General features: G+C 53.5%; 14 protein-coding genes. 13 read left to right on the forward strand and 1 reads right to left on the reverse strand.

The genetic code is table 11. The annotated features are described in order from the left end of the window. Nucleotides 1–26 precede the first annotated feature (26 nt). From clpC to pssA, 4 genes are all read left to right on the forward strand, one after another. Nucleotides 27–2,495: an ATP-dependent protease ATP-binding subunit ClpC gene (gene clpC, locus NST04_RS07115; protein WP_341183722.1), complete on the forward strand. Its 2,469-nt coding sequence runs from the start codon at nucleotides 27–29 to the stop codon at nucleotides 2,493–2,495. A gap of 217 nt (nucleotides 2,496–2,712) precedes the next feature. Further along, nucleotides 2,713–4,080: a DNA repair protein RadA gene (radA, locus tag NST04_RS07120; protein WP_341183723.1), complete on the forward strand. Its 1,368-nt coding sequence runs from the start codon at nucleotides 2,713–2,715 to the stop codon at nucleotides 4,078–4,080. A gap of 13 nt (nucleotides 4,081–4,093) precedes the next feature. Continuing rightward, the gene (gene disA / locus NST04_RS07125) at nucleotides 4,094–5,170 is read left to right on the forward strand and encodes a DNA integrity scanning diadenylate cyclase DisA (protein WP_076161525.1); all 1,077 of its coding nucleotides are present in this window, start codon (nucleotides 4,094–4,096) and stop codon (nucleotides 5,168–5,170) included. 64 nt (nucleotides 5,171–5,234) lie between these two features. Next, nucleotides 5,235–5,972, forward strand: a complete 738-nt coding sequence (gene pssA, locus NST04_RS07130) for a CDP-diacylglycerol--serine O-phosphatidyltransferase (protein WP_076081725.1) — start codon at nucleotides 5,235–5,237, stop codon at nucleotides 5,970–5,972. A 169-nt stretch (nucleotides 5,973–6,141) separates the two neighbouring features. Here the strand turns inward: pssA and NST04_RS07135 are convergent, their stop codons facing one another. After that, nucleotides 6,142–6,537 (reverse strand): hypothetical protein, encoded by a 396-nt coding sequence (locus NST04_RS07135; RefSeq protein ID WP_036692322.1) that lies wholly within the window; start codon nucleotides 6,535–6,537, stop codon nucleotides 6,142–6,144. Nucleotides 6,538–6,747: 210 nt separating this feature from the next. Between NST04_RS07135 and NST04_RS07140 the strand changes: the two genes are divergently transcribed. The 9 genes from NST04_RS07140 to NST04_RS07180 all read left to right on the forward strand — a co-directional run bounded on the left by NST04_RS07140 (nucleotide 6,748) and on the right by NST04_RS07180 (nucleotide 14,955). Beyond that, nucleotides 6,748–7,836 (forward strand): PIN/TRAM domain-containing protein, encoded by a 1,089-nt coding sequence (locus NST04_RS07140; RefSeq protein ID WP_341183724.1) that lies wholly within the window; start codon nucleotides 6,748–6,750, stop codon nucleotides 7,834–7,836. Nucleotides 7,837–7,936: 100 nt separating this feature from the next. Continuing rightward, complete coding sequence (ispD, locus tag NST04_RS07145; RefSeq protein ID WP_341183725.1) at nucleotides 7,937–8,635, forward strand: 2-C-methyl-D-erythritol 4-phosphate cytidylyltransferase; 699 nt, start codon at nucleotides 7,937–7,939, stop codon at nucleotides 8,633–8,635. Further along, the gene (gene ispF, locus NST04_RS07150; protein WP_341183726.1) at nucleotides 8,632–9,120 is read left to right on the forward strand and encodes a 2-C-methyl-D-erythritol 2,4-cyclodiphosphate synthase; all 489 of its coding nucleotides are present in this window, start codon (nucleotides 8,632–8,634) and stop codon (nucleotides 9,118–9,120) included. The genes ispD and ispF overlap by 4 nt, the downstream gene beginning before the upstream one ends. Nucleotides 9,121–9,178: 58 nt before the next feature. Beyond that, nucleotides 9,179–10,642 carry a glutamate--tRNA ligase gene (gltX, locus tag NST04_RS07155; RefSeq protein WP_341183727.1) on the forward strand — a complete coding sequence of 488 codons (1,464 nt, stop codon included), beginning with the start codon at nucleotides 9,179–9,181 and terminating at the stop codon, nucleotides 10,640–10,642. A gap of 418 nt (nucleotides 10,643–11,060) precedes the next feature. After that, nucleotides 11,061–11,753, forward strand: coding sequence for a serine O-acetyltransferase (gene cysE / locus NST04_RS07160; RefSeq protein ID WP_341183728.1), 693 nt, complete (start codon nucleotides 11,061–11,063; stop codon nucleotides 11,751–11,753). Nucleotides 11,754–11,804: 51 nt separating this feature from the next. Next, the gene (gene cysS / locus NST04_RS07165) at nucleotides 11,805–13,211 is read left to right on the forward strand and encodes a cysteine--tRNA ligase (RefSeq protein WP_341183729.1); all 1,407 of its coding nucleotides are present in this window, start codon (nucleotides 11,805–11,807) and stop codon (nucleotides 13,209–13,211) included. Beyond that, on the forward strand, nucleotides 13,208–13,645 hold the full coding sequence (locus NST04_RS07170; protein ID WP_341183730.1) for a Mini-ribonuclease 3: 438 nt from the start codon (nucleotides 13,208–13,210) through the stop codon (nucleotides 13,643–13,645). The genes cysS and NST04_RS07170 overlap by 4 nt, the downstream gene beginning before the upstream one ends. 24 nt (nucleotides 13,646–13,669) lie before the next feature. Next, complete coding sequence (gene rlmB / locus NST04_RS07175) at nucleotides 13,670–14,431, forward strand: 23S rRNA (guanosine(2251)-2'-O)-methyltransferase RlmB (RefSeq protein WP_341183731.1); 762 nt, start codon at nucleotides 13,670–13,672, stop codon at nucleotides 14,429–14,431. A 2-nt stretch (nucleotides 14,432–14,433) separates the two neighbouring features. Beyond that, nucleotides 14,434–14,955, forward strand: a complete 522-nt coding sequence (locus NST04_RS07180; protein WP_341016373.1) for an NYN domain-containing protein — start codon at nucleotides 14,434–14,436, stop codon at nucleotides 14,953–14,955. Nucleotides 14,956–15,101: the final 146 nt, after the last annotated feature.

Raw genomic sequence — 15,101 nt, forward strand, 5'->3', positions numbered from 1 at the left:
TTATTATCCGTGGAGGTGCAGGAGATATGATGTTTGGAAGATTTACGGAACGCGCACAAAAGGTGCTGGCGCTGGCGCAGGAAGAAGCCGTACGTTTGGGACACAACAACATTGGGACAGAGCATATTTTACTCGGACTGATTCGTGAAGGAGACGGCATTGCCGCTAAGGCATTGATCGGACTTGGTCTGGGTCTGGAGAAGATACAGGATGAAGTGGAAACGCTGATTGGCAGAGGTCAGGAACAACCGACCAACATCGCTTATACTCCTCGTGCCAAGAAGGTCATCGAGCTGTCCATGGACGAAGCCCGCAAGCTGGGTCACACGTATGTAGGAACAGAGCATATCCTGCTCGGTCTGATCCGCGAGGGAGAAGGCGTAGCAGCCCGTGTGCTGAACAATCTCGGCATCAGCCTGAACAAGGCCCGACAGCAGGTATTGCAGCTCCTGGGCAGCAGTGAAGCGACCTCCAGTCACAGCGGGGCTCCGGCTAATGTCAGCACGCCGACGCTGGACGGACTGGCCCGCGATCTTACGGCATATGCCAAGGACGGTAACCTCGACCCTGTGATCGGCCGCAGCAAGGAAATTGAGCGTGTCATTCAGGTACTCAGCCGCCGGACCAAGAATAATCCGGTATTGATCGGTGAGCCCGGGGTCGGTAAAACGGCGATTGCCGAAGGTCTGGCTCAAAAGATCATCAACAATGAAATTCCGGAGACACTGCGCGACAAACGTGTCATGACCCTCGATATGGGTTCTGTAGTGGCCGGTACGAAATATCGCGGTGAGTTCGAAGACCGCCTCAAAAAAATTATGGATGAGATTCGCCAAGCAGGCAATATCGTGCTCTTCATCGATGAATTGCATACGCTGATCGGAGCAGGCGGTGCGGAAGGCGCGATTGATGCCTCCAACATCCTGAAGCCCGCCCTGGCCCGTGGTGAGCTGCAGTGCATCGGTGCTACAACGCTTGATGAATACCGCAAATATATTGAGAAGGACGCTGCCCTGGAACGCCGCTTCCAGCCGATCACGGTGGATCAGCCTTCTCCTGCAGAAGCTGTTCAGATCCTGTTCGGCCTCCGCGACCGCTATGAAGCCCATCACCGGGTGAAAATTACGGATGAAGCCATTGTGGAAGCTGTCAAGCTGTCGGACCGTTATATTCCAGACCGGTTCCTGCCGGACAAGGCCATTGACCTGATTGATGAAGCGGGCTCCAAGGTAAGACTGAATTCTTACACCATTCCGCCGAATTTGAAGGAACTCGAAATGCGTCTGGATGATATCCGCAAGGAGAAGGATTCCGCAGTCCAGAGCCAGGAGTTCGAGAAGGCTGCTGCACTGCGCGATACTGAGCAGAAGATTCGTGAAGAGCTGGATACTACGAAGAATCAGTGGAAAGAAAAGCAGGGCCGCACCGATTCCCAGGTTACACCTGAGGATATCGCACAGGTGGTTGCCAGCTGGACCGGCATTCCGGTCAGTAAGCTGAAGGAAGAAGAGACGGACCGTCTGCTGAATATGGAAGCTCTGCTGCATGAACGTGTTATCGGCCAGGATGAGGCCGTTAAGGCGGTCAGCCGGGCACTCCGCCGGGCGCGTGCAGGACTGAAGGACCCGAAACGTCCGATGGGCTCCTTCATCTTCCTCGGACCTACCGGGGTTGGTAAAACCGAGCTGGCGCGGGCACTTGCCGAAGCGATGTTCGGTGACGAGAATGCGGTAATCCGCATCGACATGTCCGAGTACATGGAGAAGCATTCCACTTCCCGTCTGGTCGGAGCGCCTCCAGGGTATGTTGGGTATGAAGAAGGCGGACAATTGACAGAGAAGGTGCGCCGCAAGCCTTACTCGGTTGTACTGCTGGATGAGATCGAGAAGGCCCACCCTGAAGTGTTTAACATTCTGCTGCAGGTGCTGGAAGACGGCCGTCTGACCGATTCCAAAGGCCGCGTGGTCGATTTCCGCAATACCCTGATTATCCTGACCTCCAATGTCGGGGCACAGGCGATCAAGAAGAATTCGACGCTTGGCTTCACGGCAGTTCAAGATGCAGGCGCCGATTACACCAATATGAAGGGCAAGGTTATGGAAGAGCTGAAGAAGAGCTTCCGGCCTGAGTTCCTGAACCGGATCGATGAGATCATCGTGTTCCACTCTTTGGAGGAGAAGCATATCGCAGAGATCGTTACCTTGATGTCCGACGAGCTGCGCAAGCGTCTGCGTGAGTATGATGTAGACTTCCTGCTCACCGATGGCGCCAAAGCGTTCCTGGCCAAAGAGGGTTATGATCCGGCCTTCGGTGCCCGTCCGCTCCGCCGGGCGATTCAGAAGCATATCGAAGACCGTCTCTCCGAAGAACTGCTCAAAGGAAACATCAAGAAAGGGGATTCCCTTAACATTGATGAGGTGAACGGCGAACTGGTCGTAACCACCGTTGAAGCACGGGCCGAGGTCTCTCTGGAGAAAACAGTCGAAACTGAATAATTGTTCCGTAAAATGAAACAAAGCTCCCGCTCCTCCGTATAGAGGGGCGGGAGCTTTTTTTGCTTCCGCCCCTCAGGCATACCTAGACACGCCTAAAAGAAGACGCAAATGAAAACTAGATCTTAAGTGTCCTTCCGTTCAGTGTGCAGAAATGGTAAACTTTGAATAAGAGTAAAATATCCGCAATTTTAGCAAGTTCGGACGGTAAGGAGTGCACATGGCTAAACCTAAAACAAAATTTTTCTGTACCGAATGCGGCTATGAATCGCCGAAATGGTTCGGGAAGTGCCCGGGGTGCCAGGAATGGAACTCGATGGTAGAGGAAACGGAAAGCGTCGTCAAAACACAAGGCATGAATGCACCTATTTTTCAGAGTAAAGAAAAGGCGCAATCGATCATAAATATAGAAAGTGACAAGGAGCCGCGTATTCTGACGGGCATCGGAGAGCTTAACCGCGTGCTTGGCGGCGGGATCGTGCCCGGCTCGCTGGTGCTGGTGGGAGGCGATCCCGGAATCGGGAAATCGACACTTCTGCTGCAGACCTCGCATGCCTTGACTACACAAGGGCTGCGCGTGCTGTATATTTCGGGGGAAGAATCTGTGCGGCAGACCAAGCTGCGGGCCGACCGCCTCGGAGCGCTGTCTGCGGAATTGTATGTTCTGTGTGAGACGAATATGGAGAGCATTGAGGAAGCCATTGAGCAGATTCAGCCTCAATTTCTGGTCATTGACTCGATACAGACTGTATTTATGCCGGAAGTAACCAGTGCGCCGGGCAGTGTAGCACAGGTGCGGGAATGTACGACAAGATTCATGCGGATTGCTAAGATCCGGGGAATTGCTACGGTGCTTGTAGGGCATGTAACCAAGGAAGGGGCTATTGCCGGCCCGCGTATGCTGGAGCATATGGTGGATTGTGTCCTTTATTTTGAAGGGGAACGCCATCATACGTACCGTCTGCTGCGGGCGGTGAAGAACCGCTTCGGCTCCACCAACGAGATCGGGATCTTTGAAATGGGGGAAGTCGGGCTGACTGAGGTGGAGAACCCGTCGGAGCTGTTCTTGTCCGAGCGCCCGCTTGGAGTGGCCGGGTCAGCGGTGGTCGCCAGCATGGAGGGCACAAGACCCGTTCTTGTTGAATTGCAGGCGCTGGTTGCTTCGACACATTTCCCTTCGCCCCGCAGAATGTGCACAGGTATGGATCATCAACGGATGGCGCTGATTATTGCTGTACTGGAGAAGCGGATGGGCATGTTCCTGCAGAATCAGGACGCTTACCTCAACGTTGCGGGAGGGGTGAAGCTGGATGAGCCGGCGGTGGATTTGGCTGTCGCCATCAGCATTGCCTCCAGCTTCCGTGATTTTCCGACCAAGCCGTATGATGTGTTTTTCGGGGAGGTAGGGCTTACTGGTGAGGTGAGAGGGGTATCACGCGCAGAGATGCGGGTGAAAGAGGCGGCCAAGCTTGGCTTCCGGCGGGTCATTATGCCCGAGAAGAGTCTGAAAGGATGGAAGCATCCGCAGGATATCCAGATTATAGGCGTCAGCACAGTAGCACAGGCACTAGCGGTCGCGTTAGATTAGGGGGCACAGGGACATGAAAGAATATAATCCATCAGATAATATGAATGATCTGCTTAGAATGGCTGCACCCGGAACACCTTTCCGGGAAGGGCTGGAGAATGTGCTTCGAGCGAAGACCGGGGCACTGATTGTTGTCGGATATAGTCCGGAGGTTATGGAGGTTGTCGATGGCGGCTTCTCCATTAACTGCGATTTTTCACCAAACTATTTATACGAGCTGGCCAAAATGGACGGAGCGATTATTCTGAGCGAGGATCTGAAGCGGATTCTGTACGCCAATACGCAGCTGATCCCGGATTCCTCCATCTCTTCGATCGAGACAGGAATCCGGCACCGGACGGCTGAACGTGTAGCGAAGCAGACCGGCAAGCTCGTCGTTTCCATTTCCCAGCGCCGGAATATTATTACACTGTATCAGGGTTCCATTCGTTACGCGCTCAAGGAAATTGGCGCCATTCTGGCCAAGGCCAACCAGGCGATTCAGACTTTGGAGAAGTACAAAGCCGTGCTGACACAAGGGCTGACCAACCTGTCCGCTTCCGAATATGAAGGGATTGTGACGGTGGCCGAGGTCGTCGGTGTAATCCAGCGCGTGGAGATGGTTCTGAGAATCAAAATGGAAATTAAGCGTTACATCAACGAGCTTGGCAATGAAGGCCGGCTGATCAGTATGCAGATGGAAGAATTGGTTGGAAATACAGAGGAAGAAGCATGGCTGCTGTACAGAGACTATGCCAGAGAAGAGCAGGAGGAGAAGATCCGTGAGATCATTGCCGGGCTGAAGCGCAGCAGCGATGATGAACTGATGGATGACAACCATATTGCCCGTCTGCTGGGCTATTCCTCAACAGCCATTTCCTCCGAAGAAGCTGTGACTCCGCGCGGTTACCGCCTGCTGAACAAGATCCCAAGGCTGCCGAATGTGATCATCCACAATTTGGTGGAACGCTTCGAAATGCTGCCTAACCTGATGACGGCAAGCATAGCTGAGCTTGATGAAGTAGACGGCATTGGCGAGGTTCGCGCACGTAATATTCAGGACGGGCTGAAGCGGCTCCAGAAACAAGTTCTTATTGACAGACAAATGTAAATACCATACAATCACGTAATGTTGCAGTCCCATGCAGTACAAGTAGGAAAATTGAGGTGAAGAAATGATACAAAAATCAATTCCAAGTCTTTTTACGATTGGTAATCTGATGCTTGGAATGTTTGGTATCATGATGGCGTTTGACGGTAAGCTGAGCATGGCCGCTATCATGGTGATTATCGCGATGCTGCTCGATGGGCTGGATGGCCGTATGGCCCGTGCGCTGAAATGTGAAAGTGAATTCGGCAAGGAGCTGGATTCTTTATCTGATGTAGTTTCGTTTGGAGTCGCACCTGCGCTGATTATGTATTTAACAAGTCTGCAGGAGCTGAATCCTGCACTGGGGTGGACGGTCACAGCGATCTTCCCTGTATTCGGAGCCTTGCGTCTGGCCCGGTTCAATGTCCGCCCGGGGATTCCGGGATATTTCGTAGGATTGCCGATTCCTGCTGCGGGTGGTGTTCTGGCCACTCTTGCACTTTTCCATAAGGATGTATCTGCACCATTCATGATTGTGGCTACTCTCCTGCTGTCGTATCTGATGGTCAGCACAGTGAAGTATCCCAATTTCAAGAAGATCGGTTTTCCCAAAAAAGCGGTTATAGGCGCACCTGTAGTTATCGTGATCGCTGTAGCTGTTGCGGTGGTCTTCCCTGAACAGATTGCCAAGCTGATCTTTGGACTGCTGGCGCTGTATGCCTTGTATGGCTTTAGACAGAGCTTAGGATTATTTAAGGTCCGGCGGCAACGCCGCCGCAGAAGACGCGCGGAAGATAAGGTATATCATTCCAAGAACGGTTAGCTCTTCTTCAGAACTTATTTCATTCATAGACCGGTAAGTACAAAAGGCATTGCCTTTCCTGAATATCAGGAGAGTGCAATGCCTTTTTGCTGCCTGCGGGAAGGGAAGTATACGGAATACTGGCCTTCGGAGCTGGCGGAATGGATGAAGGAGAGCACGGACGGTCTGCTCAGGACAAGTTGAACAACCCGAGTGTTGCGCATTTCTGCGATTCCTTGGCGACAACCTCGTCCATGTTGATAGCAAGCAAATTGCAGAGTGCAGACATGTAGAACAGCTCTCGGCCCAGCTCGGAGCCAATGACCTCCCGGCAGTTCTCACACAGCTCTCCTGCCAGATGAGTCCCGGCAAGCTCTTTGGCTTGCTCAAGTCCTAGAGTGGGCTCGAAGACCTGCTTGGTGGCATGCAGCTGAATGCAGCCGCATTCGGTAATGGCTTTGACGACGGCCCGGTTGACGGAAGCACTGCTCTGTCCATTCTTGGACATGACATCCAGAAGACTACGGTGACGGAGCAGCAGTTCGGAGACTTGATCCTGAAAGGCCTGTAAACTTGGTGCGCTCATTTTCCATTCACCCCTGGGTTCGAATTGAGTTCATTATATGCCAGGGCCTCCCTCATTTTCAACCAGGAATAGCAGTTTACGGCAACAGAGTCCAATGGAAATTCCGGGCTTGCAGAAAAAATAACGTTCCCTCGGATTATTGTCCTAAAAATTGGAACATACTGGTGAGGTATAGAGGATTGATGGATGAATAAAAGGAGGTGCGAGGTTATGTGGAAAAAGTTTGTTTTAATACTTGCCGGGTGTTGTGGAGCCTGGTCCGGTTATTCGCTATATCACGCGGCAGAAAGAGGGTTCCCGGTAGGCCTTGGGAAACTGGAGGATAGCTTGCCTATGGAAGGAAGCATTTTGTTTGCGGTGCTGGGTGCCATTATTTTTCTGATTGCGGGGACTTTATGCGCGGAATGGGCAAGTTCAAAGCTGCGGGAGATGGTTGCGTATTGCTCGGGTATCCCGATGAATGAGCTTGCTGCAGGCGCAGCAGGGCTTACGGGAGGTCTGCTGCTGTCTCTGCTGCTGTACCCCGCTATGTCCTGGCTGGGCAAAGCAGGGGAGCTGCTGCAGGTAGCTGCTACGCTTGCTCTGGGTTATATGGGCCTGCGGATCGGGCTGGAAAAGAAGGAGGAGCTGGCTTCGCTCTGGAACACCGGACGCTGGGCACGCGCTGCTGAACCTGAGGAGCGTGGAACTCAGGAGCATAAAATCCTCGATACCAGTGTGATTATTGACGGGCGGATTGCAGACATCTGTAAAACGGGCTTCATCGAAGGCACGATTGTTATTCCTGAGTTCGTACTGGAGGAGCTGCAGCATATTGCGGATTCATCGGATCTGCTGAAGCGTAACCGCGGGCGCAGAGGGCTCGATATTCTAAATAAGATTCAGAAGGAACTGGACGTCAAGGTGCTGATCTATGAAGGGGATTTCGAGGAGATCTCGGAAGTGGACAGCAAGCTGGTCAAGCTGGCGAAAGTACTGCACGGCAAGGTCGTTACCAACGACTTCAACCTTAACAAGGTGTGTGAGCTGCAGGGTGTGTCGGTGCTGAATATTAATGACTTGGCAAATGCAGTGAAGCCGGTGGTTCTGCCGGGCGAAGAGATCATTGTTCAGGTCATTAAGGACGGCAAAGAGCATGGACAAGGCGTAGCCTATCTGGACGATGGCACGATGATTGTGGTGGAGGGCGGCCGGGATTATATCGGCACTACGATGGAGGTTCTGGTGACGAGCGTGCTGCAGACATCGGCAGGACGGATGATTTTTGCCAAACCGAAGCTTCTGGAAAAAGCACAATAAGTTCAGTCAAGGCTTCCGGCAGTGTCCTTTCGGGCTTGGAAATGCCAGCCAAACACGTTATGATGGGAGTATACGTGAAAGAAAGACAGGAGCCGAAAGCATGTCAAACAGTGTTGGCGTCGTTATCGTAGCGGCAGGCAGAGGAACCCGGATGGGAACGGCAGAGAGCAAGCAATATTTGCTGCTGCAGGGCAAGCCGATTATCGTGCATACCCTGGAGGTGTTCCAGCGGCATAAGCTAATCTCCGAGATTGTGCTTGTCACCGGGGAAGCGGATATGCAGCGCTGTAAGCAATGGGTACAAGCCTTCAAGCTGGATAAGGTGGTTGCAGTCATTCCCGGAGGGACGGAGCGCCAGCATTCGGTTCGCCGCGGACTGGAGGAACTTAAGACCCATTGGGTCATGGTTCATGACGGGGTACGGCCATTCGTGCAGGATAGTGAGATAGAGGCTTGCTACGAGCGGGCGCAGTCCGCCGGAGCGTCGGTGCTTGCAGTACCGGTTAAGGATACGATTAAGCAGGTAGACAGTGAAGGCAAGGTGCTGTCAACGCCGGACCGGCGAAGTCTGTGGGCGATTCAGACCCCGCAGACTTTTCGTTTGTCCGATCTGCTGTCGGCCTATGAGCAGGCAGAGCGGGACGGTTTTGTCGGAACCGATGATTCCAGTCTGGCGGAACGCAGCGGGATTACCGTGTCAGTTGTAGAAGGAAGCTATATGAATATTAAGATCACGACGCCGGAGGACCTGGATTTCGCTGAATTCACAGTAAGAAGCAGGGGAGAGGAACACAGATGATTGCTGTAGGACAAGGATTTGATGTACACCAGCTGGTCGAGGGAAGGCCGTGTATTATCGGCGGGGTTAGCATTCCGTATGAAAAGGGGCTGCTGGGGCATTCCGATGCGGATGTGCTGCTGCATGCTGTAAGCGACGCTATATTGGGAGCACTGGGCCTTGGGGACATCGGCAGACATTTTCCGGATACAGACCCGGCCTTCAAGGATGCTGACAGCCTGAAGCTGCTGGAGCAGGTATGGGCACTTGCGCGTGAGCGCGGATACCGGCTGGGGAATATCGATTCAACCATCATTGCGCAAAAACCGAAGATGGCACCTTATATTCCGCAGATGACGGAGATTATTGCCCGCACGCTGGGCGCTGACGTAGCGAAGGTGAATGTAAAAGCAACAACGACTGAGCAGCTGGGCTTCGCGGGGCGCGGAGAGGGAATTGCCGCCCAATCTATTGTCTGTCTGCTGCAAGATGTGATATCATCGTGAGATGGCTTTAGCGCAAGTAAAGGCCTAATTTTAACCAATATGAAGCGGAGGGAAACCCATGGCGGATCAAGTTCGGGTGCGTTACGCACCGAGCCCTACGGGACATTTACATATCGGAAATGCCAGAACAGCCTTGTTTAATTATCTGTTCGCCCGCAATCTGGGCGGCAAATTCATTATCCGGATTGAAGATACGGATCTTAAACGCAACATTGCAGAAGGGGAAGAGAGCCAGCTGAAGTATCTGAAGTGGCTGGGAATCGATTGGGATGAAAGTGTGGATGTTGGGGGCGAATACGGGCCTTACCGCCAGACTGAGCGTCTGGATCTATACCGTGTCTACTGGCAGGATATGCTGGACCGCGGCCTGGCTTACCGCTGCTATTGCACAGAGGAAGAGCTGGAGGCCGAACGCGAGGAGCAGACGGCACGCGGCGAAACCCCGCGTTATTCCGGCAAACACCGTAACCTGACCGAGGAGCAGCGCCTGGCCTTTGAGGCGGAGGGCCGCGTGGCCAGCATCCGTTTTCTCGTGCCGGAAGACCGCACTTATACCTTCAATGATATCGTAAAAGGCAGCATTTCGTTCAACAGCAAAGAAATGGGCGACTTCGTCATCGTGAAGAAGGACGGTATTCCGACCTATAACTTCGCCGTAGCGGTGGACGACCATCTGATGGCTATCTCCCATGTGCTGCGCGGAGAAGATCATATCTCCAATACCCCGCGCCAGCTCATGATTTATGAGGCACTGGGCTGGGAGGCTCCGCTCTTTGGCCATATGACGCTGATTGTCGGCGATGACCATAAGAAGCTGAGTAAACGGAATGAATCGATCATTCAGTTTATTGAACAGTACGATCAGCTGGGCTACCTGCCGGAAGCTCTGTTCAACTTCATCACCCTGCTGGGCTGGTCGCCTGAGGGAGAAGAAGAGATTTTCACCAAGGAAGAGCTGATCTCGATCTTTACGGCAGACCGCTTGTCGAAAAGCCCGGCAGTGTTCGATACGAACAAGCTGGCGCATCTGAACAATCACTATATCAAGCATGCCGATCCTAAGCGGATTGCGGCACTCGCGATTCCTCATTTGCAGAAGGCGGGCCGTCTGCCTGAGGCGCTCAGTGAGGAGCAGCAGAGCTGGGCGGAGAGCCTGGTTGCGTTGTACCAGGAGCAAATGACAGCCGCATCGGATATTGTCGCGCTCTCCGAGCTATTCTTCCGCAAGTCTTTGGAGCTGGAGACCGAAGCGGCAGGGGTGCTTGCCGAAGCCCAGGTTCCCGAAGTGCTGTCCGCATTTTTGGCCAAAGTGGAGGCTGCCGAAGACTTCAGCGCTCCGCATATGGCTGTTCTGATCAAGGAAGTGCAGAAGGAGACCGGACACAAAGGCAAAGCGCTGTTTATGCCGATTCGTGTCGCTCTTACCGGACAGATGCATGGCCGTGACTTGAATGCAACGATTGCGCTGCTCGGCCGCAGCCGGGTGATAGAACGCCTGAAATCACAAATCAAAGGCGCTTAGAGCAGGGACATACAAGGGGAGAAGACCCTTGTCAGTTCTGTGTCTTTTCGCTAAGATAGAAGAATATTAAGAATAGCTGGGATCAGGAAAAGTAGGCGTATCCGGACAATTGCCAGAGAGAATAACCGCTTAAGGGCGAATGCCCTTGAAGGCTGGGAGTTATTCATTTGTCTGCCGCTGAAGATGCACCTGGGAGCTGCATGGTTGAATGTCCCTGTGCGGGGCTGTAGACTGTGCCGGGCAGTCGCCGTTACAGACACCAAGAGGAACACCGGATATAGGGGCTGCGAAGTTTAACAGCTCTCACGTATTCGAATGTTCAAGCAGAGTGGGACCGCGGTTAAACGTCTCTGCAGCTATCATGCTGCAGGGGCGTTTTTTGTTGAAATATAGCATCTCAGAGAAGAGGAGAACCGTGATGTTTAAGCATATCAAGTCGGACATTCGGGCAGTATTCGACAATGATCCCGCCGCCCGCAGCAGGTTCGAGGTCGTCTTCACCTACGCCGGGCTTCACGCGATATGGGCACACCGGATGGCCCACTCTTTTTACAAACGCCGCTGGTTTACCTTGGCACGCATGGTCTCGCAGATGAGCCGGTTCATGACGGGAGTGGAGATTCATCCGGGCGCGGTTATCGGCAGCCGGTTGTTTATTGACCACGGAATGGGTATTGTCATTGGTGAGACCTGTGAGATTGGCGATGATGTTATTATCTATCAGGGCGTTACACTTGGGGGAACCGGCAAAGAGAAGGGCAAGCGTCACCCTACCGTCGGCAATAATGTAGTCATCGGCTCTGGTGCCAAAGTACTGGGTTCCTTCCGAATCGGCGATAATTCTAATATCGGCTCTAACGCAGTCGTGCTGCGTGAAGTGCCTAACAACAGTACGGTAGTCGGCAATCCCGGGCGTGTGGTCAAACGTAACGGGGAGCGTGTATCCGACCGGCTGGATCATACCAAGATGCCAGACCCGCTGATTGATTCCCTCAAGTTCCTGCAGAAGGAAATCGAGGAGCTAAGAGAACAGATGGGTGCTGAAGATAAGCAGAAGCAGGAACAGCGGCGGCTCGAAAGCCAGCAATATATCGGCGATTACGAAATTTAAGAGCACCGGCATTTCAGGAATCCGGGGACAATAGAAAGGGTTGGGACAAGAATGGCTTTGCACATTTACAATACAATGACGCGCACGAAGGAAGAATTTGTACCGCAGGAGCCGGATAAGGTGAAGATGTACGTCTGCGGACCCACGGTTTACGGCTATATGCATATCGGGAATGCAAGACCAGTCATCGTTTTTGACATGGTGCGCAACTACCTGGAGGCGCTTGGGAATGAGGTCCGCTATCTGACGAATTTCACCGATGTGGATGATAAAATGATCCGCAAAGCAGAGGAGCTGAACATCACCGTAGCCGAGGTTGCGGAAATGTTCATTGCCGCCTACCAGGAGGATCTGGCGGGGCTTGGCGTGAAGCCGGCGACGTTGAATCCGCGTGTTACGGAGAGCATGGATACGATTATCGAGTTCATTAAGGAGCTTGAAGACAAAGGCTATGCGTATGAGAACGGTGGAGATGTGTATTACCGTACCGGCAAATTTGCCAATTACGGCAAGCTGTCCCGCCAGAATCTGGAGGAGCTGCGCTTCGGTATCCGTGTCGAGGTGGATTCGCGCAAGGAAAACCAGGAGGATTTCGTACTCTGGAAGGCAGCCAAGCCGGGCGAAGTACACTGGTCCAGTCCATGGGGAGAGGGCCGTCCCGGCTGGCATATTGAATGCTCGGCGATGGTGCGCGAATATTTGGGGACGACGATCGACATTCACGGCGGCGGAGAGGATCTGAAATTCCCGCATCATGAATGCGAATGTGCCCAGACTGAAGCGCTGACGGGTGAACCGTTGTCGAATTACTGGATGCATAATGCTTTTCTGAATATCGGCGATGAGAAAATGTCAAAGTCGCTCGGGAACGGTCTACTCGTGAAGGATATCCGTGCGCGGTTCAAGCAGGGGGCTATCCGTTACTTTATGCTATCCAGCCATTACCGTAATCCGCTGAACTTCACAGAGGAGGCACTGCTGTCTGCTGAGAAAAGCGTAGAGCGGATCGCTCTGGCCGAAGGCAATGTGAAGCACCGCCTTGAGCTGGCGGCGGAGGGGACAGAGGGTGAGGCAAGTCTGCAGGTTACGGAGCGGCTGACCGCTATCCTTAGCAACTTCCATGCCCGGATGCAGGACGATTTCAATACGCCGGATGCTATTACGGCGGTGTTCGACTGGGTGAGCCTGGCGAACCTTACGCTTGCTGATCCTGAGGCGAATCCGGCTGATTTCGCCGTGCTGCTGAAGGCTTTTGCCGAGATGAATGCGGTGCTTCGCCTAACGGTAGAGGCAGAGGAAGAAGTGGCGAGCGAAGAGGTGGAACGCCTGATTGCGGAGCGTGCGGAAGCGCGCAAGAATAAGAACTGGAGCCGGTCGGATGAAATCCGCGATGAACTGAACGCGCTCGGGATTCTGCTGGAAGATACTCCACAGGGAATGCGGTGGCGGCGTAAATGAACGGGCTGTTTGATCTGAACCGCGCCTGGTTTCCGTATGAACCCTCCAAGCCGGCCCATTTGCTGCCGCCTATCGTCCTTGCGTATGCGGGAGATGCCATCTACGAAGTAGCAGTCCGGCAGTATCTGATCTCGCTGCCCAATCTGCGCCCCCAGCATCTGCACCGGTCAGCGACCGGGCTGGTCTCCGCCAAAGCGCAGAGCACCATTCTTGCTTTTCTGGACCCGGTGCTCACCGAGGAGGAGAAGGATGTGGTACGGCGGGGACGCAACGCCAAATCCGGCAGCATTCCCAAAAATGCGGATGTGCTGGAATACCGCCACGCCACCGCTTTTGAATGCATGATCGGGTATTTATATTACACCGGACAGCAGGCGAGAATCCAGGAGCTTGTTCACAGCAGTATCGAATATATGATGCACCGCCCCAAGTGAGTATACAGAACAGGAGATAAAACAATGGAAGAATTGAGAACGGAAGAAGAAATACTGGCCGGCAAACATTCGGTGCTTGAAGCCCTTAGAGCGGGACGGACACTCAACAAAATCTGGATCGCCGAGACTGCGCAAAAGCACCTGACCGCACCAATCGTTGCGGAAGCGCGCAAGGCGGGCATTGTCATTCAGCATGTGGACAAGCGCAAGCTGGATCAGCTCGCACCGGGCGTTCAGCATCAGGGAGTGGTGGCGCAAGCGGCGCCTTTTGCCTACACGGAGGTTGCTGATATTCTGGCAATTGCTGAAGCCATGGGAGAACCGCCGTTTCTGCTCCTGCTGGACGAAATTGAAGATCCGCATAACCTCGGGTCTATCCTGCGTACGGCTGACTGCACAGGTGTGCACGGAGTCATTGTGCCGAAGCGCCGCTCCGCGCAGATTACTGCCACCGTATCCAAGACCTCGGCTGGTGCAGTCGAATATGTGCCCGTGGCCCGCGTAACAAATCTCGGACAGACCATTGACCGGCTGAAGGAGCTGGGAGTCTGGGTAGTCGGCACGGATGTGGATACCGATCAGAATCTGTTCGGATCGGATATTGTCACCGGACCGGTAGCCGTGGTGATTGGCAATGAGAATAAAGGGATGGGCCGCCTGATCCGTGAGAAATGCGATGTGCTGCTTAAGCTGCCGATGGCCGGAAAAATCAACTCTCTGAATGCTTCGGTGGCAGCGGGTGTAATCATGTACGAGGTACTCCGCCGCCGCCAAGAACAGGGATAACTATGGCAGACTGGCGCGATATCCTGCTCGTGGACGGATACAACATGATCGGCGGCTGGCCGGAGCTTGCGGCATTGTCGCAGACCGGTATGCAGGGGGCACGCGACCGGCTGCTCGATATGCTGGCCGATTATCAGGCATTCTCCGGGCTGCGCGTCATTGCTGTGTTCGATGCTTACCGTGTGCCGGGACTGGGCAGATCGTTTGAACAAGGGAAAATCCAGGTCTTCTTCACCAAGGAGAAGGAAACGGCAGATGAATGCATCGAACGGCTCGTTGGGGAATTCACGCACCGCCGCAGACAGATCTCGGTAGCCACCAGCGATTTTGTGGAGCAGCATGTCGTTTTTGCCCAGGGCGCACTCCGGATTTCGGCCAGGGAACTTAGGCTTGAAATTGAGGAGAGCCAGAAGCAGGTGAAGAAGGCCATTGAGCCGGGAAGCGTGAGCGGGACCCGTCACTCGCTGGAAGACAAGCTGCCGCCGGAGACGCGTAAACGGCTGGAGGACTGGCGCAGACAGTAGGACAGGAATAGCAGTTGCCCCCTGCAACAAAATGACATAATATGTTATTGAAGATTGTTTTTGGACAAATCCGGTTGACGGTGTAAGGTAACATAATATATACTGTTCCTATATTTCGAGAAGTAACGATGTGTCTTGCGTTGCAG

The sequence above is a fragment of the Paenibacillus sp. FSL H7-0756 genome, from assembly GCF_038006765.1.
In the GTDB taxonomy this organism is placed as follows: Bacteria; Bacillota; Bacilli; order Paenibacillales; family Paenibacillaceae; genus Paenibacillus_AQ.